This window comes from Luteibacter sp., from assembly GCF_036499525.1.
Taxonomy (GTDB): Bacteria; Pseudomonadota; Gammaproteobacteria; order Xanthomonadales; family Rhodanobacteraceae; genus Luteibacter.
The window spans coordinates 1-21,018 of the sequence record NZ_DASYDO010000009.1 but is presented as its reverse complement, the minus strand read 5'-3'; the positions used below and the strand labels follow the sequence as shown (position 1 = coordinate 21,018).

Annotated in this window: 8 protein-coding genes and 1 pseudogene; 8 read left to right on the top strand and 1 reads right to left on the bottom strand. The window is 65.6% G+C overall.

The annotated features are described in order from the left end of the window. Positions 1 to 173: 173 nt before the first annotated feature. Genes VGM71_RS00935 through VGM71_RS00915 form a run of 5 tightly spaced genes read left to right on the top strand, consistent with a single transcriptional unit; the run spans position 174 to position 17,729 of the window. Positions 174 to 11,522 carry a VCBS domain-containing protein gene (locus tag VGM71_RS00935; protein ID WP_331541881.1) on the top strand — a complete coding sequence of 3,783 codons (11,349 nt, stop codon included), beginning with the start codon at positions 174 to 176 and terminating at the stop codon, positions 11,520 to 11,522. Positions 11,523 to 11,538: 16 nt separating this feature from the next. After that, entirely contained in the window at positions 11,539 to 13,458 is a 1,920-nt protein-coding gene (locus tag VGM71_RS00930; protein WP_331541880.1) for a TolC family protein, read from the top strand. Positions 13,459 to 13,478: 20 nt separating this feature from the next. Then, positions 13,479 to 14,219: an efflux RND transporter periplasmic adaptor subunit gene (locus VGM71_RS00925; protein ID WP_331541879.1), complete on the top strand. Its 741-nt coding sequence runs from the start codon at positions 13,479 to 13,481 to the stop codon at positions 14,217 to 14,219. Between the two features lie 4 nt (positions 14,220 to 14,223). Then, positions 14,224 to 15,603, top strand: a complete 1,380-nt coding sequence (locus VGM71_RS00920; RefSeq protein WP_331541878.1) for an efflux RND transporter periplasmic adaptor subunit — start codon at positions 14,224 to 14,226, stop codon at positions 15,601 to 15,603. A gap of 2 nt (positions 15,604 to 15,605) precedes the next feature. After that, positions 15,606 to 17,729 (top strand): HlyD family efflux transporter periplasmic adaptor subunit, encoded by a 2,124-nt coding sequence (locus VGM71_RS00915; protein ID WP_331541877.1) that lies wholly within the window; start codon positions 15,606 to 15,608, stop codon positions 17,727 to 17,729. 30 nt (positions 17,730 to 17,759) lie between these two features. Here VGM71_RS00915 and VGM71_RS00910 read toward each other — a convergent pair whose 3' ends face one another. Then, positions 17,760 to 18,275: an isoprenylcysteine carboxylmethyltransferase family protein gene (locus tag VGM71_RS00910; RefSeq protein WP_331541876.1), complete on the bottom strand. Its 516-nt coding sequence runs from the start codon at positions 18,273 to 18,275 to the stop codon at positions 17,760 to 17,762. A 225-nt stretch (positions 18,276 to 18,500) separates the two neighbouring features. On the opposite strand from VGM71_RS00910, the gene VGM71_RS00905 reads away from it, so the two are divergent. From VGM71_RS00905 to VGM71_RS00895, 3 genes and pseudogenes are all read left to right on the top strand, one after another. Further along, the gene (locus VGM71_RS00905; RefSeq protein WP_331541875.1) at positions 18,501 to 19,658 is read left to right on the top strand and encodes an NADH:flavin oxidoreductase/NADH oxidase; all 1,158 of its coding nucleotides are present in this window, start codon (positions 18,501 to 18,503) and stop codon (positions 19,656 to 19,658) included. Between the two features lie 64 nt (positions 19,659 to 19,722). Beyond that, positions 19,723 to 20,184 (top strand): nuclear transport factor 2 family protein, encoded by a 462-nt coding sequence (locus tag VGM71_RS00900; protein ID WP_331541874.1) that lies wholly within the window; start codon positions 19,723 to 19,725, stop codon positions 20,182 to 20,184. 374 nt (positions 20,185 to 20,558) lie between these two features. Next, a pseudogene (locus VGM71_RS00895) lies at positions 20,559 to 21,018 on the top strand (type IV secretory system conjugative DNA transfer family protein); the annotation flags it as partial.

Sequence of the window (21,018 nt, the reverse complement as noted above, 5' to 3'; positions counted from 1 at the left end):
GACACAAATTCTCACTGGCGCGCCTTTCCCGTTTCATCCGTGACACATAGGATCGCCGCAGCCGCTGTGACCGAGATCACAGCCTTACGCCGACATCGTCATCCCGAAGCCTTTGGGCGTTCGGGCCGACGGCCGTCGGCCCGTGTGTGCCCGTCCAACCTGCAAGGCGACCCATGTCTGGGACCAAGTCATCGAACCCGTTCCGTCCACGTGCCCACCGCTATGCGCTGGAGCCGCGACAGATGTACGACGGCGCTGCACTCGTCGAGGCGGCACACCACGTCGATCCTGCGCAGGCAGCCCATGACGCCGGCAGGTTCCAGAGCCCCGTCACGGAACAGCCGGGCCATCGCGAGGTAGCTGCGACACCGCCGCCACCTGCGACCCACACGCCGGCACCTGCCCAGGTTTATGTGGTGGACCAGAGCGTGGCGAACTGGCAGTCGCTGGTATCCCAGCTTCCGCAGAACAGCCAGGTGGTGGTGCTGGACAGCAAATCCTCGGGCCTGTCGCAGATCGCGAACGCGTTGCGGGGCGAGCATGACATCGGCGCCATCCACATCATCAGCCACGGTGCGAGCGACTCGATATCGCTGGGTACCGATACCGTCACCGCGGCTAACATCGCCGCGTTCAAGACGCAACTCGGCCAGATCGGCGCCTCGCTTTCGGCTGATGGCGACATCCTCCTCTACGGCTGCGACGTCTCGCAGCACGATAACGCGCTGGTCACCCAGCTTGGCCGCCTGACGCAGGCGGACGTGGCCTCGTCCACCGACGCCACGGGCGCGGCCGCTCGCGGCGGCGACTGGGCGCTGGAAAGCACGGTCGGCCACGTCGAAACACGCTCGCTCTCGCTTGACTACGACGGCCTTCTCGTCGCGCCGACCGTCACGACGAGCAGCAAGGGCATCACCGTGTCGGAGCCGAGCTCGCTCAATGCGGCCGGCGCCGATCGCACAAAGCTCAGCGGTTGGAACATCGTCGACGATGGCGTGGGCGGCGATTCGGTCACGGTGACCGCAAAGGTGCACGACCAAGGGATGGGCAACCTGCTCTCGGGCAGCGGTGGCACCACGAGCGACGGCGGCATCACTTATACCTTCACGGGTACGCGCTCCCAGGCGAACCAGTGGCTGAACCAGCTCACCTTCGCTGCGGCGGACACGGAGCTTGGCAACACCGCGGCGAAAACCTCGATCGACGTCACCGTCAGGGACGCCGAGGGCCTTTCGGCTTCTCATTCGCTCGACGTGACGATCACGCCCGCAAACGATCCGGTCTCCGTGGGCGATGCCACGAAGGACGTGCAGGAAGTCGACGGCTCGGGCAACCAGAGCGTCACCGTGATCGGCATCGACACGCTCCACGCCGTCGATAGCGAAGTCGACGGGTCACACACGCAGACGCCGACGCAGATCGTCTACAGCGTCACCGGCCTGCCGCAGTACGGGTACCTGACGCTCGATGGCGTCCGCCTTGGTGCCGGATCCGTGTTCACCCAGCAGGACGTGATCGACGGCAAGCTGGCTTATGTGCATACCGCCACGGGTGCCCAACAGGATGCTGCAGACGGCTTCACCGCGCGCGTGAACGACGGCGCGACGCCGCTCGGTCAGTCGGACATGGTCCATATCACACTGAACGTGCTTCCGGTGAACCAGGCACCGACGCTCGACGGCAAGGGCATGGTCTACGAAGGCCAGCCGCAGAATGCCGTGGAAACCGGGAACGTCGGCCAGTACATCGTCGCCACCACGGGAGGCGATCCGCAGGACAGCCACCTGACGATCACGATCACGTCGCTGGTTTCGCACGGTACGCTGTATTACAACGGCGTGGCGGTCACGGTCGGACAGAGCTTCGACTATGCCGATCGCAACCTGCTGACGTACAGCAACGACGGCGTGGACCACGTCGCGTCCGACAGCTTCGGTGTCAGCGTCACGGACGAGGGCGGCGGTGCCGACGTCAAGACGACGAACGGCACGATCACCCTCGATATCCACGCGGTGGACGACGATCCGGCGCTGGACGACGTGGGCAGCACCAAGACGGCTACGGTGCCCAATGACGGCACCTATATCGTCACCTTGACCCAGGGCATGATCGGCGCGACCGACGTCGATTCGCCGAACGAGAACATCAGCTTCGTCACCAGCCAGACCGGCCTCACGCACGGCTTCCTGCTGCTCAACGGCGAGAAGCTGCTGGACGGCGCCACCTTCACCCTGGCCGACGTGATCGCTGGCCGCGTGCAATACGTGCAGACAGAGGGGGCCGCCGCGGGCGAGCAGGACGCCTTCCATTTCCAGGTCGTGGACAACACCACGGCGCTGCGCTGGAACCCGGACGGTTCGACCTTCACGCGTATCGGCGGCGACTATACCGGCGGCGCACCGACGGACACACTGCGCGACTACACCTTCACGATCGATCTTGCGCCGACGCCGGACGGCAACGGCGGCGGCGGTTTGGTCGACCACGATCCGGGCACGCCGGATACCGATTCGTCGCACGCCGGCGTAGACCCGGGTGGCCACGCCGCCGGCGGTACGGTCAACGAGGGTGGGACCATCATCCTGAGCGGCACGACGGATGGCGGCGCCGCGGGGCTCAGTTACACCGCAGTGGGCGTAGATCCGTCGCAGGTGGTCTATACCTTCCTCGGCTTCACCAATGACGCGGGTATCACCAGTGCCGCGGGAAAGCTGCAGAAAGAGGTGGATGGGGTCTGGCAGGATATTTCGACCTACGGCACCTTCACCCAGGCCGACCTAAACGCGGGCCATGTCCGCTTCCAGCACGACGGTGCCAGCGAGAACTTCCACGTCACCGCGAGCTTCTCCGTTTCCGCCGGCCTGATCACCATCGTGGACGATCAACCTGTGGCGGACAGCTGGACGCCGACGTTCGACATCTACATCAGGCCGGTGAACGATGCGCCGACGGTGTCGGGTTCGTCGGATACCGTGATCAACGAGGGCGACACGGCGTACATCACTACCGGCCAGCTTGGCCTGGGCGATCCGGACGACGCGGCGAGCCAGGGCTATCTGGAAGGCACCGACCAGGCTCCGGACGGAAGCGGCGCGAACTACGCGGACAACAACGACGCCACCGGCGCCCATGCGCTGAAGTTCATCGTCGAAACGCTGCCGCCTGGCGGCACGCTGGAGTATTCCACCGATGGTGGCCATACCTGGCAGGCGGCGACAGTGGGCCTGGAACTGGATGCCTCGATCATCACGAATGATCCGGCTACCACCGGCCTGCGCTTCGTGAGCAACGGCTCCGAAGTGCGCACCGCAACATTTACCGTCGAAGCAAAGGACCGTTGGAACCTTCATTCGGCGACGACCGCCGACGTCACCATTCAGATCACCAACGTCAACGACGCCCCGGAAATCGCTAAGGATCCGACTCAGCTCGATCCCACGATCCCGGCCGACGCGACGAACCAGATCGGTGGTACACCGGTGAACGAACCGCTGAAGCTGCCCGAAGGCGGCTACGCGAAGATTACGACGAACATGTTGCAGGCCTACGACCCGGACAGCACCGATGTCCAGGTGCAGTACGTCATCACGTCCGCGCCTGAACACGGCAGTATCGCGTTCTCGACCGACGGCGTGAACTTCCACATCCTCGGCAAGGGCTCGTCGTTCACCCAGGCCGACGTGGCCGCGGGCCATATCTACTACCTCAACGACGGTACGGAGTCGACGGGCGTCGACTACCCGGGCACGCCGGACGACACCTTTGGCTTCACTATTTCGGATGGTGACAAGGAACAGGCCGGCAACGCGTTCTGGATCTACACCAAGCCGACGAACGACGCACCGACGGTCACCGCGCCGACCGGTCCGATCGATATCGACAGCGGAAATCCGCAGCACAACGAAGTACCCGGATTCCATATCGACGATCCGGATCTCGCCACCGTCGGAGGTGGCGAGACCGACTATATGCAGGTCACGGTCCGCCTGCTGAATTCGGATGGCTCCGCCTTCAGCGCGGCCGAGTACACCGCGGATGGCGTGGCCATCGGCATCGACGGAACCAGCGGTGTCCTGGTCGATACCGACAAGAACGGCACGGGCGACTACCTCGTCCTGACCGGTACGCGTGAGCAGATCAACGCGGCGCTGGCGAAGCTGACCGTTACCTTCGGCAGCGACCTCGACGCGAAGTACCAGGTGCAGGTGATCGCGGACGACCGCATGCGCGATGCCAGCGGCGTCCTCCTCGGAACGGCCAACGGTGGCGACGTCAACCAGTCGCCCGACGCCGGCACCGGCCAGGGCGACAGCACGAGCCCGGTCGAAGGCAAGAACTACGATTGGTACAGCGATGATGTGCCGGCCGACAGCGGCAACCTTGCCGCGGCGGTCGTGCTCGTGCGCGCATCGAGCGTGAACGAGCCCGCCACGATCGGCGGTCCGGCCTCGCCGGTGCAGGTGATCGAAGACCAGCCGACGCACATCGGCGGCAGCTTCGTCGTGAGCGACCCCGAATCGGCAGCGTTCGACACACCGGTGACGGTGACCCTCACGGTGCCCAGCGGTACGCTGGGCATCGGTAATGCAGGCAGCGATTCGAGCTTCACACCGAGCGGTGCTGGCCACCAGGCCGTGACGATCTCCGGCGACAACACCGGCCACCTCATCCTTACCGGCCGTGCCGAGGACATCGAGGCGTTGCTCAACGACGCCACGAACGGCCTCACGTACAAGAGCGCCCTGAACGTCAACCACGATACCAACGGTGCATCAGCCGGCGACGTGTCGCTGACCATGAGCCTCGACGACGCCGGCTCGCGCATCGGCGACGATACCGGCAGCGGAAGCCAGGCCAGCAATCCGGCCGACGTCGTGATCGCACTCGACATCGTTCCCGTGAACGATGCGCCAACCGTTTCGAACGGCGGTGCCAGCGGCCCCGTTTACCTCGACGGCAACACGCCGTTGCCGGGCTTCAGCGTGGGCGATGTCGACTACGACGACGGCGGTGGCATCACCGCCGGTGAGCAGGATTTCATGCAGGTAACGGTGCGTGTCACCGATGCGGACGGTCATGCGCTGGCCCAGTCGGCCTACGCCGGCATCCAGATCGGTTCGGGCAACGGCACCTCCGGTGTCACGGTCGACACCGTCTACAACGGCGACCATGCCGCTCTGGTCATCCGTGGCACGCGCGACCAGATCAACGCGTACCTCGCGAGGCTCACGGTATCGATCGGCGGCAGCCTGGCCAATGCGGACGACGCCTACCATGTCGAGGTCATTGCGGACGATCGCCTGCGCGACGTGGCGACCGGCGACCTCGACGGCTCGAACGCCGCGAATGGCGGCATGAACGACGCCGGCACCGGCACCGCGAACGTACCGTCGACGGCCGTGGATCCGTATGCCGACACCCCGTCCGGTCTCGACCGGAACGTCTCGTCGGCCTCGCGCGATGTCTTCCCGTCGTCATTGAACAACCCGGTGGCCATCGGCGTCACCGAGCCCAATGTCGGCAATGAGAACGCACAGAACCACTACACGTTGGGCCACATCACGCTCGCCGACCCGGATACCGGCACGGCTCCCGTGACGGCTACCATCACGCTGCCGCCGGGCTTCATCGTCAGTGACGTGGATGGCGGTACGTCGGGTAGCTACGGCGGTGCGACGTACACGATCACCGGCGGCAGGATCGTCATTACCGGTACGATCGATCAGGTCGAGGCGGCGATCAATAAGGTTGGCGTGACGTTCCCGGCCCACGAGGACCTCGACAACAACACGCTCTGGAACGGTACGTTCGAGGTACAGGTATCGGTCGACGACGGCGGCAGCCACGGCAGCCGTCCGGACCAGGGTCAGCTGGACGTCGACGCGGCGCAAAATGCCTCGAACGACCCGAACACGAAGGACGACCAGTACGGCTACGCCGACGGCACGTCGAGCGCGCTCGTCACCACGCTGGTCTTCGACGTCACCATCAACAGCGGCGCCGTGGTGCACGAAGCGGGGCTGCCTGGCGGCACCAGCGCCGGGGATGGCAGCGAAGGCGTGGACGGCACGCAGAGCATCGCCCTGGTCAATCCGTTGGACAGCATCACCATCGGCGATCCCACCGCGGGGGCCGGGCACTTCGTGACGCTCACGCTGGACCAGCTGAAAGACATCGCGAACATGGACCCGGCCGATCGGACGATCGAAACGGACCACGGCACCCTGGTCATCACGGGCTACACCGCGACGGACGATGCCCATGGCACGCTGACGTATCACTACGAGTTGAGCGGTGCCGTCGACCAGCCGGGCGCCACCGACAGCAGCGACACTGTTTCGATCTCGACGCTGGACAGCAAGGGCCTCACCGAAAAGGGCAGCATCACCGTCGACATCGTCGACGACGCCCCGACGACCCAGGCCGATACGGGTTCCGCTACCGAAGACACCGGTGCGCCGGGCACGGGCAATGTCCTGGCCAACGACCACGTGGGTGCGGACAGCCCCGCCGAAGCAGTCACTGGCGTGGTCGCGGGCAACACCGGTATGCCGGCCGCAGGTAACGTCGGCGGCGATGTCGTTGGTTTGCACGGCACGCTTACGCTCAACGCCGACGGCAGCTATAGCTATCTTGTCAATGACAACGACAAGGCCGTGAACGCGTTGAAGGACGGCCAGTCGACCACCGACGTGTTCACCTATACGATCACCGACGCGGACGGCGACGTCAGCACGACCACGCTGACGGTTACCATCGACGGCCACACGGACAGCGACCCCACCGTCCAGGCGGCGGACGGCAACGGCGGTGCCGATGGCCATGTGACCGTCCATGAGTCTGGCCTCGCCGACCATGACGGGAAGCAGAGCGCCACCGGGACGATCGACGTCACGGCGGACGACGGCCTTACCAGCGTCGAAGTGGGCGGCGTTACGCTGGATCTCACGGCGCTCGGCGCGATCGCGGGTGGCACGCCCAGGACCATCGATACGCCCGAAGGCACACTGGTGATCACTGGCTGGTTGCCTTCCGGAAGCGTCGGCGGCGTGCCGCTGGGCGGCACCCTGACGTATACCTATACGCTCGATGGCGCGCTCACGCACAGCGGTAGCACGGACATCGGCAGCACCGAAACGATCAGCCTGGTCGTCAACGATGCTGGCGGCGGTAAAAGCGATCCAGGCAGCCTGATCGTCAGCATCATCGACGACGTGCCCACCGCCAACGCGGACAAGAGCGACGTCACCGAAAATGCCAATGACCCGGCGACCGGCAACGTCATCACAGGCAGCGGTGCGAAGGACGTTACCGATCGAACCGGCGCGGACACCCCCACCACCGTCACCGGCGTCGCGAAGGGCGACACGGGCAGCACAGCCGCCAGCAATGTCGGCAGCGCCATCGACGGAAAATACGGCAAGCTCACGCTCAATGCCGACGGCAGCTACACCTATGTGCTGGACGACACGAATCCGGTGGTCAACGCGCTGAGGGACACCCAGTCGCTGACCGACGAAGTCTTCACGTACACCATCACCGATGCTGATGGCGACACCAGCACCACGACGCTGACCATCACCATCCACGGCAAGACCGACGGTGCACCGGCGATCGGAGGAGTCGACGACAATGGCGGCGCCGAAGGCCACGCCACGGTGCACGAGTCTGGTCTGGTCGATGCGGGTGACGACACCGAGACCGTGGACGGCACGATCGACATCCAGGCACCCGATGGCCTCGATAGCATCATGGTCGGCGGGGTTACGCTCAACCTGGCGGATCTTGCCAACCTGGGCCCCGGTCGCGAGATCACGATCGACACGCCGGATGGCACGCTGGTCCTGAAGGGCTTCACACCGGACGTGACAGTGGGTGGTGTGCCCACGTCGGGCACCTTGTCCTATAGCTACACGCTGGATGGACCGCTGATCCAGAAGGACGCCGGCAATGCGCCCCTGGACCACACGACCGAGGCCATCGATCTCACGGTCAACGATGCCGGCGGCGGTACGAACCCCGGCAGCCTGATCATCAACATCGTCAACGACGCGCCGGTCGCGCACGCCGACGGCGCCGATGCGAGCGAGGATTCATCGGATCCTTCCACAGGCAACGTCATCGCGGGCGGCGGGAGCAGGGACGTCGTCGATCGCGTCGGTGCCGACTCGCCGACGACCGTCACCGGCGTTGTGAAGGGCGACGCGGGCGGCAGCGCGGCCAGCGGCAACATCGGGGGGCCCATCATGGGCGCTCATGGCACGCTGACCCTGAACGCCGACGGCAGCTATAGCTATACCGTCGATAACGACGATGCCGCCGTCAACCGGCTGAAGAATGGCGAGTCGATCGCCGATGTCTTCACCTATACGATCACCGACGCGGACGGCGACACCAGCACCACGACGCTGACGGTCACCATCCACGGCAACACCGATGGCGGTCCGTCCATCGTTGCACATGACGGCAACGGTGCCGGCAACGGCGCCGTCACCGACGGGCACGCCACGGTCTGGGAATCCGGCCTTACGGCAGACCCGCTGGGACACAGCGCCGACGTCTCGGATACCGTCGACATCACGGCGCCGGATGGCCTGGTTTCGATCTCCGTGAATGGCGAGCTCGTGACGGCGGCGCAGCTCGCATCGCTGGCCACCACGCCGGTCTTCATCGATACGCCGGACGGCAGGCTCGAGCTGACGGGCTTCGTGCCGAGCGATTTCGTCGGCGGCGTACCGACGCACGGCGTTCTTTCGTACACCTATACGCTCACTGCGGCGTTGAGCCAGACGACCGGCGATCGCAGCCATAGCACGGATACGTTCGACTTGTCGGTCACCGACGCCGGCGGCGGTACCGCGGCCGGCGACCTCGTGATCGACATCGTCAACGATGCGCCCACGGCGCATGCGGACGCGGCGGATGCATTCGAGGACGGTTCGGGCGCTTCCGGCAACGTCATCACGGGCCTGGGTCTGAACGATGTCGCCGATCGCGTCGGCGCCGATTCGCCGACCGGTGTCACCGGCGTTTCAGCCGGTGACACCGGCGGCACGGCAAGCGGGCAGGTGGGTGCGGGTGTCCAGGGACAGTACGGCACGCTGACACTCAATGCGGACGGCAGCTACGGCTACGTCTTCGACGATAACAACCCCGCGATCAACGCCCTGCGTGACGGGCAGTCGGTCACGGACGTGTATACCTACACGATCACCGATGCCGACGGCGACACCAGCACAACGACGCTGACCATCACCATCCACGGCCATACCGACGGTGCGCCGACGGTCTCTCCGGTGGACGGCAACGCGGGCGCCGACGGTCACGCCACCGTGCACGAACCCGGCCTGGTGGATCATGACGGTTCGCAGGTCACGACCGGCACGATCGATCTCACGGCAGACGATGGCCTGGCGAGCATCACGGTGGGCGGTACGACGCTGGATCTGACGGACCTTGACGGCCTGTCCAGTGGTTCGCCGATCACCATCCACACGCCGGACGGCACGCTGGTGCTGACCGGTTTCAATCCGACCGCCACGGTCGGTGGCGTGCCGGTTGCCGGCACGCTGAGCTACACCTACACGCTCGATCATGCGGTGCCGCAGCCTGGCGACACGCACAGCCACGACGATATCGTGCTTACGGTCACGGACGCCGGTGGCGGCAAGGTGGACGGCACGCTCGTCGTAGACATCGTCGACGATGCCCCGGCCGCACATGCGGATAGGGGCGATGTGAACGAGGATGGTTCGGCGCTCACGGGGAACGTCGTCGTCGGCGGTGCGGCGGGCGATGTGTCCGACCGTGTCGGCGCGGACGGCACGCCCTCGCCGGTTACCGGAGTAGCCGCGGGCGACACGGGTGGCACGGTCAGTGGTCACGTCGGCAGCGGCGTGGCCGGCCAGTACGGCTCGCTCACGCTTAACGCCGACGGCAGCTACAGCTATCTGGTCGACAACGCCAATCCTGCGATCAACGCATTGAAGAACGGTGAGACGCTGACCGAGGTTTACACCTATACGATCACCGATGCCGATGGCGACACCAGCAGCACGACGCTGACCATTACCATCCACGGCCATACGGACGGCGGCCCGACCATCGTGCCGGCGGACGGCAACGGCGGCGCGGACGGCCATGCCACGGTGCGCGAATCGGGCCTCACGGACCACGATGGATCGCAGGTCACCAAGGGTTCGATCGGCGTTACCGCCGACGACGGCCTGGTCAGCGTCACCGTCGGCGGCACCACGCTCACCACGGCGCAACTCGATGCGCTGTCGAAGGGTTCGCCAGTCACCATCCATACGCCGGACGGCACACTGGTGCTGACCGGTTTCGACCCGACCTCGACGGTTGGGGGAGTGCCCACGGCCGGCACGCTGAGCTACACGTACACGCTGGGTCATCCGGTGTCACAGCCGGCGGGCAAGGACAGCATCGACACGATCGGCCTGACCGTGCGCGACGCCGGCGGCGGCAGCTCGACCGGGTCGCTGCTCGTCGACATCGCCAACGATGTCCCGAGCGCCCACGACGACAGCGCCACCATCGTGCAGGATGGCGGCCAGACCTCCGCGGGCGGCAATGTCTTTACCGGCACGGATGGTTCGCACGACGGTTCCGACCGCATCGGTTCCGACGGCGCCGCCCACGGCGGTCCGCTGACCGGCGTCAGTTCCGCGAATACGGGGCAAGGCGGCACCATCGGTGGCGGTAGCCAGGGCGAGTTCGGTACGCTGATCCTCAACGCGGACGGTACGTACAGCTACCAGCTGGACACGAACAATCCGAAGGTGAGCGCGCTGGATGCCAGCCGCACGCTCACGGAAACGTTCGTCTACACCATCACGGATGCGGACGGCGACATCAGCGAAGCGAAGCTGACCATCACCATCCACGGCACGACACCGCCGATGCAGGCGCGATCGGGTGACCAGTTCTTCCCGGTGGCCTACGACTTCAGCGTGCACGACATCCGCCAGGGTTACGAGCCGGCGCTGTTCGTGCTCCCGGAGGTGAACCGGTCGCAGGGCGATACCTTGCGCTGGCAGAGCCAGTGGGTAACCGGCCGCCTCGACCTCGCCGGCCTCGGGGACATTCCGCAGGACCCGGAGAACAGCCAGTTCGTGCTGAACGATGGCGTGGGCTTCTCGCACGAGTTGCTCGCGGAAGCAAACGGCCGTTCACGCGTTGCCGTGAACGACTTCGGCCTGGCCTCCAGCCCGCTCTGGGACGACTTCTCGCCGTTCTCGCTAAAGCACATCCGTGACCGCGAGGAAGCCGCCAACGAGCATGGCGGCGAACGCCATGAACGGGCGCATGGGGCACATCGTGGAGAGGCTGCGCCGCACACCGCTCCCGCAGCAGTACACGAACCGATTTTCGTGACAGTGGTGCCTTCGCCTGCTTCCACGCCAACCGGTGCGCCGTCGCTCACGGCACAGATCGCGGCCATGGCCAAGGCCGGCGCCGTACCGCTGGCCTCCGCGCCCGCCGCCACTCCGTCACGCCATTAATCGGAACAAATCCTCCATGCTCCATTCAACAGCCATGAAGACCGCCATGCCGAAGTCCGCGCTGCGCCCCGTACCCCTTGTCGCCTCGCTGGCCCTCGCCGTGTTCCTTACCGGCTGCGGCGCGGTAAAGCCCAAGCCGCTTACGCACGACGAGGTCGCCACGCGCGTGCGTAACGACCAGCAGGCGATGTACAAGGGCCAGGAGCCGGTCACGGGAGCCCTGACGCTTTCCGACGTGATGGCGCGTTCGCTCAAGTACAACCTCGACTATCGCCTCAAGCTGATGGAAACGGCACTGTCGCGCGGACTCCTCGATGTGTCCGAACTGGACATGCTGCCGAAGCTCATGACCGATGCCGGCTACCGTTGGCGCAGCAACGATTCGGGCGGCACCAGCATCGGCATCCAGGACCGCGTCGTGAGCCTGCGCCCCTCTACCTCCGAGGAGCGCGTGCACTCCCTCGCCGACGCGACGTTGTCGTGGGACGTGCTGGACTTCGGCCTGAGCTACTACCGGGCCAAGCAGCAGGCCGACGACGTCAACACCACCGACGAACGTCGCCGCAAGGTGTTGCAGAACATCGTGCAGGATGTGCGCGACGCTTACTGGCGCGCTCTGGGTGCCCAACGCCTGCTCGGTGAAACCCAGGTGCTGGCCGGCAACATCCAGGCCGCGCTGGAGAAGACCCGCCAGGCGGAACGCGCCGGCGTGCTCCCGCCGGTGGAGGGCCTGGAATACCAGCGGGCCCTGCTCGACGCGATGACCCTGGTGACCGAAAAGCGCCAGGAAATGGAATTGGCCAAGCGCGAACTCGCCGCGCTGATGAACCTCGCTCCGGGCACCGACTTCACGCTTGCCGACGCGAAGGAAACCAGCCTGTCGCAGGTGCCGTCGAACCTCGACCAGCTCGAGCAGACGGCCCTCGAACAGCGCCCCGAGCTTCGTGAAGAGGATTACAAGGCACGCATCGACGCGATCGAGACCAAGAAGCAGATCGCGGCGCTGTTCCCCAACCTCAACCTGTTCGGCGGTGGTGGCTACGACTCGAACAAGTACGTGTACAACGAAAGCTGGGCCCAGGGTGGCGTCAGCATGTCGATGAACCTGTTCCGCCTTGCGGGCATCCCGGCCATCAAGCGCACCAACAAGGCGCGGATGGATGTGGACGATGCACGCCGCATGGCGCTGAGCATGGCCGTGCTTACGCAGGTTCGCGTTTCGGTCGAGCGCTACAAGCTCGCCGTGTACGACCACCAGCTTGCCGACGAATCGGCCCGCGTGGACCAGCGCCTGGCCAGCGTGGCGCGCGCCGGTTCCAGCAACCAGCTCACCAGCGAACTGGAGACCCTGCGCACGCAGGCCCGCTCCATGGTTTCGCGCTTCCAGGAGGCTTCGTCGTATGCCGCGGCGCAGTCGGCGTATGGCCGCGTGCTGAACTCGGTCGGCATCGACCTGATGCCGGAACAGGTAGCGGGAACGGATCTGCCAGCCCTTTCGCGCGCTATCCAGACCAGCCTCGCCGGTGGCGAGAAGCAGGTGTTCACCCAGTCTGCCGACACCGTCGAACTGGATCGTCCGATCCAGCTCAGTGTGACCGGCCTGCCGGCGCGCGTGGATGGCGGTGCGGTGCGTGCCGCCATCGGCAAGGTCATGACCGGTAACCAGTTGTCGCTTGGCCAGGGCAACGATGCGTTGGCCGTGGAACTGCACTTCAGCAGCGTGCCCAGCAAGACCGCCACCCGCGCGCAATGGGACGTGACCGTGCAGGACCGCGACGGCAAGCGCCTGATGACGCAGAGTTATCGCAGCTACCTGCCCGACGAGGTCACCACGCGTGCGGTCGCGGCGCTGGCCGAGGCCGCGACGTTGTCCGTGATGAGCGAAGTGCGCCAGCTGGTCATTGCACCCGAGACGGCGGCTGCCAGCCAGCCATGAGCATGAGGAAGGTAATGGGTATGGCCGGCCTGCTTTTCCTGGGGCTGGCGGGATCCGCGCAGGGCCAGTCGTCTCCTGCGACGGAAGCGCAGGCTCCCGTGCGGTTCCTCGTTGTGGCCGATCGCGAGGCACCGCTTTCCGCGGTAGCCGGCGGACGCGTTGCGCGTGTTTACGCGCAGCTGGGCGACAGCGTGGCCAAGGGCAAGGTGCTGGTCTCGCTCGATTGCAGCGACCTCGACGCCAAGCGCGACGCGGCCGATGCCGAGTACAAAGCGGCACAGCTGCGTTACGAGGCCAAGGCCAAGCTGCAAGGCCTGCAGTCGGCTGCCGCGCTCGAAGTGGAGCTGACCGCTGCCGACGTGAACCGCACGCGTAGCCAGATGCGCATCTTCGATGCACAGATGGCCCAGTGCCGCTTCGTCGCGCCGTTCAATGGCCGTGTCGCCCGAGTGCACGTGAAGGAGGGGCAGGGTGTCGCTCCCGGCGCGCCGGTCATCGATCTCGTCGGCACGGGCACGCCCAAGGCCCGGCTCAACGTGCCCTCCCACTGGATCGCCTGGTTGCGGCCCGGGTCGCACCTCGACGCCAGCGTGGACGAAACGGGCGAGCATTACGTGCTGACCGTGACGCGCCTCAGCGGTCGCGTGGACGCCGTGAGCCAGACCATCGAGATCGAGGCCGACTTCCTCGGCGATACCAGCCGCGTGCTGCCCGGCATGAGCGGCCGCGCCTCGCCTGCGAAGAGTGGCGGAAAGGGCTGAACCGATGAATGCTCCGGATACCCGCGTCGCGACCGCGTCGTCGCGATTCTATGCGCTGGCCGCACGCGTGGAAGCCGCCACGACGGCCGCCGAGCTCGGTTTCGTCGCGTGCAATGAGACACGCCTGCTGGTGGATTACCGGCAGGCCGCTCTGATGACGTTGTCCCAGGTGCGAGGCCCGAAGCTCACGGCACATTCCGGCCTTGCCGATCCGGATCCGAATACCCCGTATGCCCTGTGGCTCGTCGCCGTGGCACGCCGTATCGCCGAGCGTTGCGCAGGGCTTCCCGCGACGGCGCGCGTGCTTCCGCTCTCGCCGGAGATGCTCGGTGACGAGCTTGCCGCGGAATGGGGCGAATGGCTGCCCGCGCACGTCTGGGTCCTTCCGCTGGTGGGCCCCGACCAGGTGATCGGTGCCTTGCTCTTCCTTGCCCGCGACCACACATGGCCGACGAGCCTGGTTCCCGAAAGCGCCGAGTACGCGCTGCTGCAGCTGTCCAGTCTTTACGGCTACGCATGGTGGTCGCTCGTCGCCCGGCCCACGCGTTGGCAGCGCTGGTGGCGAAAGGCCGGCAGCGGCCGCCGGCTGCGCTATGTGTTGGCGGCTCTGCTCCTCGTCTTGCTGGTTCCCGTGCGCGAATACACGCTCGTACCCACGGAGATCATTTCCACGCGCAGCCAGGTGATCGCGTCGCCGCGCGAAGGCGTGATCCATCGCATGACGGTGCTGCCCAACACGCCGGTGAAGGCAGGCCAGGTGCTGGCCGAGCTCGACGACACCACGTTGCGCAACCACCTCGCGGTGGCCCAGGCCGAGCTCGCGACGGCCAGCGTGGAGATGCATCAGGCCGCGCAGCAGGCCATCGAAAGCCAGAATGCCAAGGCCGACCTGGGCATGGCGGAAGGCAAGTGGCGCGAACGCCAGGTGGACGTCGTGTCCTTGCAGCGCGAGGTGGACAAGCTTGCCATCCGGGCGCCGGCCGACGGCATCTTCGTCTATTCCGACCCTGACGACTGGGGCGGACGTCCCGTGCAGACGGGCGAGCGCATCGGTCTTCTGGCCGATCCGCATGCGCTTGGTGTGCGTGCGTGGGCACCGGTGGGTGAAGCAACAAACCTCGCGCCGGGTGCGCCGATGACGGTATTCCTGAAAGTCGCGCCGCTCTCGCCGCTCGCGGCGCGGCTCGACTACGCCGGTTACCAGCCCGTGGAAGCGCCCAATGGCGTGGCGAGCTATGTGCTGCGCGGTACGATCGACGGCGCGCCGCCAGAGGCCCGCATCGGACTGCAGGGTACGGCGCGCGTGTCCGGCCGCTGGAGCGTGCTCGGTTACCTCATGCTGCGCCGGCCGCTCGCGACCGTGCGCGCCTGGTCCGGAATCTGACGATGTCCGCGGCGATAGCCATGGGGGCGATGCCCGCCGCCGCGCCACCGTGGCCGGCGTTGCGCGACGAGCTGAAGATCCATCCCGTGGGACGTAACCGTGACGGGTCGCCGGCCTGGCACGTGTCCGATCCCGTGCGTAACCAGTTCTTCCGCATCGGCTGGCTGGAGTTCGAGATACTGCAGCATTGGGCGCTGTGCGATCCGGCGCGCATCGCCGAGGCGATCGCGGCCAGTACCACGCTGGCTCCCGAGGCCGAGGACGTGCTGGACTTCGCCCGTTTCCTGCAGCAACAGCAGCTTACCCGTGCCGCCATGCCCAAGCGCCCGGGCTCGGTACTGCACTGGCTATTGCAGAACTACCTGTTCATTCGCATCCCGCTCATACGGCCAGAGCGATTCCTGCGCCGCGCGCTGCCTTACGTGCAGTGGATGTTCGGCATGAGGTTCCTCGTCGCTACCTTGCTGGCCGCAGTGCTCGGCCTTCTCCTGGCGGCACGCCAGTGGGACACCGTGCAGGCCAATCTGCGCGGTGCGATGAGTTGGAATGGCGTGGTCGCCTTCGCGGGCGCACTGGTGTTTTCCAAGTGTTGGCATGAGTTCGGGCACGCGTTCATGGCCACCCGGTTCGGCGTACGTGTGGGTCACATGGGCGTGGCATTGCTCGTGATGCTGCCGATGGCGTACACCGATACCGGCGAAAGCTGGAAGCTGGAAGGCTCGCGCCGCCGACTCGCCATCGCGTCCGCCGGCGTCATGGCCGAACTGGTGCTGGCGGCATGGTGCACGCTGCTCTGGTCGTTCGCGCCGGAAGGCAACTTCAAGAACGCCTTGTTCTTCCTCGGCACCACCGCATGGGTGTTGACCGTGGCGGTGAACGCCAGTCCCTTCATGCGCTTCGATGGGTACTTCATCGTCGCCGATGCGCTGGATTACCCAGGCCTGCACGAGCGTGCCGGGCGTTGGGCAAAGCGGTGGGTGCGGCACACGCTGCTCGGCATCGAGGATCCGCGACCGGATGCGGTGTCGCCACGATTCGCAGGATTCCTGACCGGCTTCGCGTTCTTCACATGGCTTTATCGGCTGACCCTTTTCGTGGGTATCGCCGTCGTCGTCTACCACGCGTTTTTCAAGACGCTTGGCCTCATTCTTTTCCTGGTGGAAATCGTCACGTTCGTGGTGAAACCGATGCTCTACGAAGTACGGGTATGGTGGGCCCGCCGCGCGGAGATCCGCCGCTCCATCCTCAGCCGCTGGCTCATCCTGCTGGGCATCCTCGCCGTGATCTTCCTGGTGCCGTGGTCGTCAGGCATCACCGCCGACGGCATCGTGGAAGCAGGATTCGAACAGCCGGTGTTCACGCCGTATGCGGCGCGCCTGGAGCGCGTGGGCGTCAGCGACGGCGAGCACGTAAAGCCTGGACAGATGCTGTTCGAACTTTCCGCGCCGGCACCGAAAGACGAGAGCGCGAAAGCGGACGCGCTGCGCGAAGCCTACGAGTCCACCGCCCGCGGTGCCGTGGCCCTGGATCGCGACGGCGTGGCCAAGCAGGTCGTGGCCGAACGCATGGCCGACCAGTACGACGTGCAGCAGCGTGCCAGCGCGGCCGAGCTGCATCGCCTGCGCCTGGTTTCGGCCGGGGAGGGCGTCGTTCGCGATGTGGATACGACCTTGCAAGCCGGTAACTGGGTTTCGCCCGGCTCGCGTATCGCGACGATCGTGGGTGGGAACCGCTGGCGGGCGGAAGTACTGGTGTCGGAAGCCGACCGCGCGCGCCTGGTTCCCGGTACCGAGGCCACCGTCTATCCACACGGCCGCTGGAACCCGATGCACGGTCGTGTCGTCGCGGTGGACAACGGTGCGCTGGAACACCTCCCCAGCCTGATGCTGGCGAAGAACCACGGCGGCCCGATTCCACTGAATCCGACCGCACCCGCCAAGGACCTGCGTCCTGCATCGGTCTGGTATCGCGTGCGGGTGGAAGGCGATGGTCCTCGCGGTCCGGTGACCGCGGAGGACCTGGCCACGGTGCACATGGAAGGACGCAGGGAAAGCATCGGGCGGCGCTGGATCGACAGCGCGCTGCTGATCCTCCTGCAGCAGACCGGGCTGGGCAAGGACGGCTGATCTATCCGGATCGTCGACGGCCTGGATAGATCAGCCGAACCTTGCCCGCATGGTCTTCTCTTCCTGAACGATCCGAACGATGAGTGGCAGCAGATAGATCGGCAAGCCGATGGCCAAGGTTCTATAGCTATGCAGGGCCAGGGTGAGGCCGATCAGTTCGGGGATGATGTTCAGGAAGTAGTTCGGATGGCGCACCACACGGAACAAGGGGTGCGTCACCAGTTCGTGGTCGGGTGCAATGATCAGCTTCACCGTCCATAGGCGGCCGAGCAGACGGATGACGTAAAGCAGGAAGAACAGCGCGAGAAGGTAAAGGGCGATGCCGATGCCCGCGACGGCGTCGAGTTCCGGACCGCGTGACCACCCCTCCCAGATCGCGGCCGCGTAGAAGAGGACGTGGCACAGGGCGAGGAGGTTACTGTTGAGCGCGCCGTACTCGACTCCCCCGGCGCGCTTCAGCGCGGCTTCGTGACGCAGGGATACCGCCAGGCTGGCGATGCGGCAGACGACCGCGAACACGGTGAATCCGAGGAAAAAGAAGGTCATATCGTCAGGAGCCCGCGTAAGAAGATGAGGCACGGGATGATGACGTGCACCATGGCGCTCGGGCATCCCCCGCGGTGGGGTTGCCAAATCCGTTGCCGAGCAGGATGTCGCGTCTTGCTGCTCGGGCGCCAGCGGTTTCAGGGGGTTCCCCCACGAGAGGGATTGCCAATTCTTCCAGCGCCACCATGTGCATTCTGATAAGCAACGCATCCAGGAGCACATGCTATGGCGCATCCAGCGCTCTTCCAACCGATCCGCGTTCATGACCTCGAGTTGCCGAACCGGATCGTCATCGCACCCATGTGCCAGTACTCGGCTGTGGACGGCCAGATGACCGACTGGCACACGATTCACCTGGGCCAACTGGCCATGTCGGGGGCCGCGCTGCTCACCATCGAGGCGACCGCCGTGTTGCCAGAGGGTCGCATCACATGGGCCGACGTGGGCTTGTACGACGACGCCACGGAAGAAGCCATGCGGCAGACGCTGGAAAGCGTCCGTCGATGGTCCGATATGGGCATCGGCATCCAGTTGGGACATGCCGGCCGCAAGGCGTCGACGGAAGTTCCCTGGGCCGGCGGTGCCCAGCTGCCCCCGGGGCATGAGCACGGTTGGCAGACCGTGGCGCCTTCGGCGATCCCGTACCATCCGCAGGAAAATGCGCCGGTGGCTCTCGATCATGCCGGGCTTCGGCGCATTCGCGACGCCTTCGCCGACGCCGCGCGCCGCGCGGCACGGCTTGGCCTCGATTTCGTCCAGTTGCACGGCGCCCACGGGTACCTGCTGCACCAGTTCCTCTCGCCGCTTTCGAACCAGCGCAGCGACGAATACGGCGGCTCGCTGGAGAACCGCATGCGTTTCCCGCTTGAGGTGTTCGACGCGGTGCGCGCGGCTTTCCCGGCCGACCGTGCGGTGACAATGCGCGTCTCGGCCACCGATTCGGTGGAAGACGGCTGGGACCTCGAGCAGACGATCGCCTTCGCCAGGGCATTGGAAGTCCATGGCTGCGACGCGATCCATGTATCGACGGGGGGCCTGCACCATGCCCAGCGGATAGCGGCGGGCCCTGGATACCAGGTGCCCTTCGCGCGCAGCGTGAAGCAGGCCGTGTCGATCCCGGTGGTCGCGGTGGGCCTCATCACGGACCCGGAACACGCGGAAGCGATCATCGCCAACGGCGATGCGGACATTGTGGCCCTGGCTCGCACGATCCTCTACGACCCGCGCTGGCCATGGCACGCTGCGGAGAAGCTGGGCGGGACCGTGCGTCCGCCGAAGCAGTACCTGCGTGCGCATCCGGCACGGCATCGTCACCTGTTCCAGGTCGACGGTCCGGCCGATCCGGCACCCGTATGGATCAGGGACGAAAAAGGGACGCGGTAGGATGTGGCAAGCCGCCGTCCGCGGCGGCTTGTACATTGATGCTCCCGGATCAGGAATTATCACCATGGCCGCCCCCGTTCCGCCGTTCACCTTCGAAACCGCCACGAAGAAAGTTCGCCTTGCCGAGGACGGCTGGAACAGCCGCACGCCGGAAAAAGTGTCGCTGGCGTACTCGCCCGACAGCCAGTGGCGCAACCGCTCGGAGTTCGTTCGCGGTCGCGCCTGCATCGTCGAGTTCCTCACTCGCAAATGGGTGCGCGAACTCGACTACCGGCTGATCAAGGAGCTCTGGGCTTTCACCGGCAACCGCATCGCCGTGCGCTTCGCCTATGAATGGCACGACGACAGCGGCAGCTGGTTCCGTTCCTACGGCAACGAGAACTGGGAATTCGACGAGGCGGGCGAAATGCACCATCGCTATGCGTGCATCAATGATCTTCCGATAAAAGAAAGCGAGCGCAAGTTCCACTGGCCATTGGGCCGCCGTCCGGACGATCATCCGGGTCTGTCCGACCTTGGTCTCTGAGGCCTGCTGGCACAGGCTCGACGGTGGGGAACCGGCGGGCGGGCGAGTGCCGTAGAATGGTCATAGCGGTCAATCAACTCTGTAGGTTGGTTGGACGTTAGCGGTCCGGAGGTGTTCTGTAGGCACCTTCGGGCCGCGCTTCTCACCGCATCGATGCGATGGTTGCCTGCGTAGCGTTTCACGACCGGAGCGCAGGCAACGAAGTCAGCCTACCTTGTCGAATCTGCGTTGTCTCTAAATTCGCGCATTTTCCGATTCTTCGTAACACTGTCGTCCGGCGCGCCAGAAGTCCGTCGGATTTTTCAGATTTCTTCTAGAGCCAACTCATCATTGCCATTGCTAGCATCCGTCGACTTACGTAACGGATGTTCCTCATGCAGGCATGGAAGGCGGTCGTCGCCGTCATCGTAACGTTTACCGCTTTAACCGCCGCGGCCTTTGCTTCCGGTTATTTCGTTTACCTGTTACTCGACATTGAGGCACCGGTGGAATGGCACACCGCGTGGCGCTACGCGCAAGTCATCGACCAGCCGCCGTACGACTCCCATGCCTGGCGCATCAAGCTCGGCATCGGCCTGGGCTGCGGGTTGTCCTTCCTCGCCTGGTGCGCGGTCATGTGGCCGCTCATCAGGTCGCTCTTCGCTTCCGGCGCGGGCAAATCATCCACCCACGGCGACGCCCGCTTCGCCACGCTGGCCGACCTGAAGAAAGCCGGCCTGCTGGAACGCACGAAAGAAGGCATCCTCATCGGCAAGTTCAAGGGCCGCGAACTGTGGCTGGGCGGTGCCCAGCACGTCATTACCATCAGCCCCACCCGTTCGGGCAAGACCGCGA

Excerpts from the sequence above, each read along its gene's own strand:
- VGM71_RS00935 (WP_331541881.1), top strand. The coding sequence starts at position 174 with ATGTCTGGGACCAAGTCATCGAACCCGTTCCGTCCACGTGCCCACCGC.
- VGM71_RS00930 (WP_331541880.1), top strand. The coding sequence starts at position 11,539 with ATGCTCCATTCAACAGCCATGAAGACCGCCATGCCGAAGTCCGCGCTG.
- VGM71_RS00925 (WP_331541879.1), top strand. The coding sequence starts at position 13,479 with ATGGCCGGCCTGCTTTTCCTGGGGCTGGCGGGATCCGCGCAGGGCCAG.
- VGM71_RS00920 (WP_331541878.1), top strand. The coding sequence starts at position 14,224 with ATGAATGCTCCGGATACCCGCGTCGCGACCGCGTCGTCGCGATTCTAT.
- VGM71_RS00915 (WP_331541877.1), top strand. The coding sequence starts at position 15,606 with ATGTCCGCGGCGATAGCCATGGGGGCGATGCCCGCCGCCGCGCCACCG.
- VGM71_RS00910 (WP_331541876.1), bottom strand. The coding sequence starts at position 18,275 with ATGACCTTCTTTTTCCTCGGATTCACCGTGTTCGCGGTCGTCTGCCGC.
- VGM71_RS00905 (WP_331541875.1), top strand. The coding sequence starts at position 18,501 with ATGGCGCATCCAGCGCTCTTCCAACCGATCCGCGTTCATGACCTCGAG.
- VGM71_RS00900 (WP_331541874.1), top strand. The coding sequence starts at position 19,723 with ATGGCCGCCCCCGTTCCGCCGTTCACCTTCGAAACCGCCACGAAGAAA.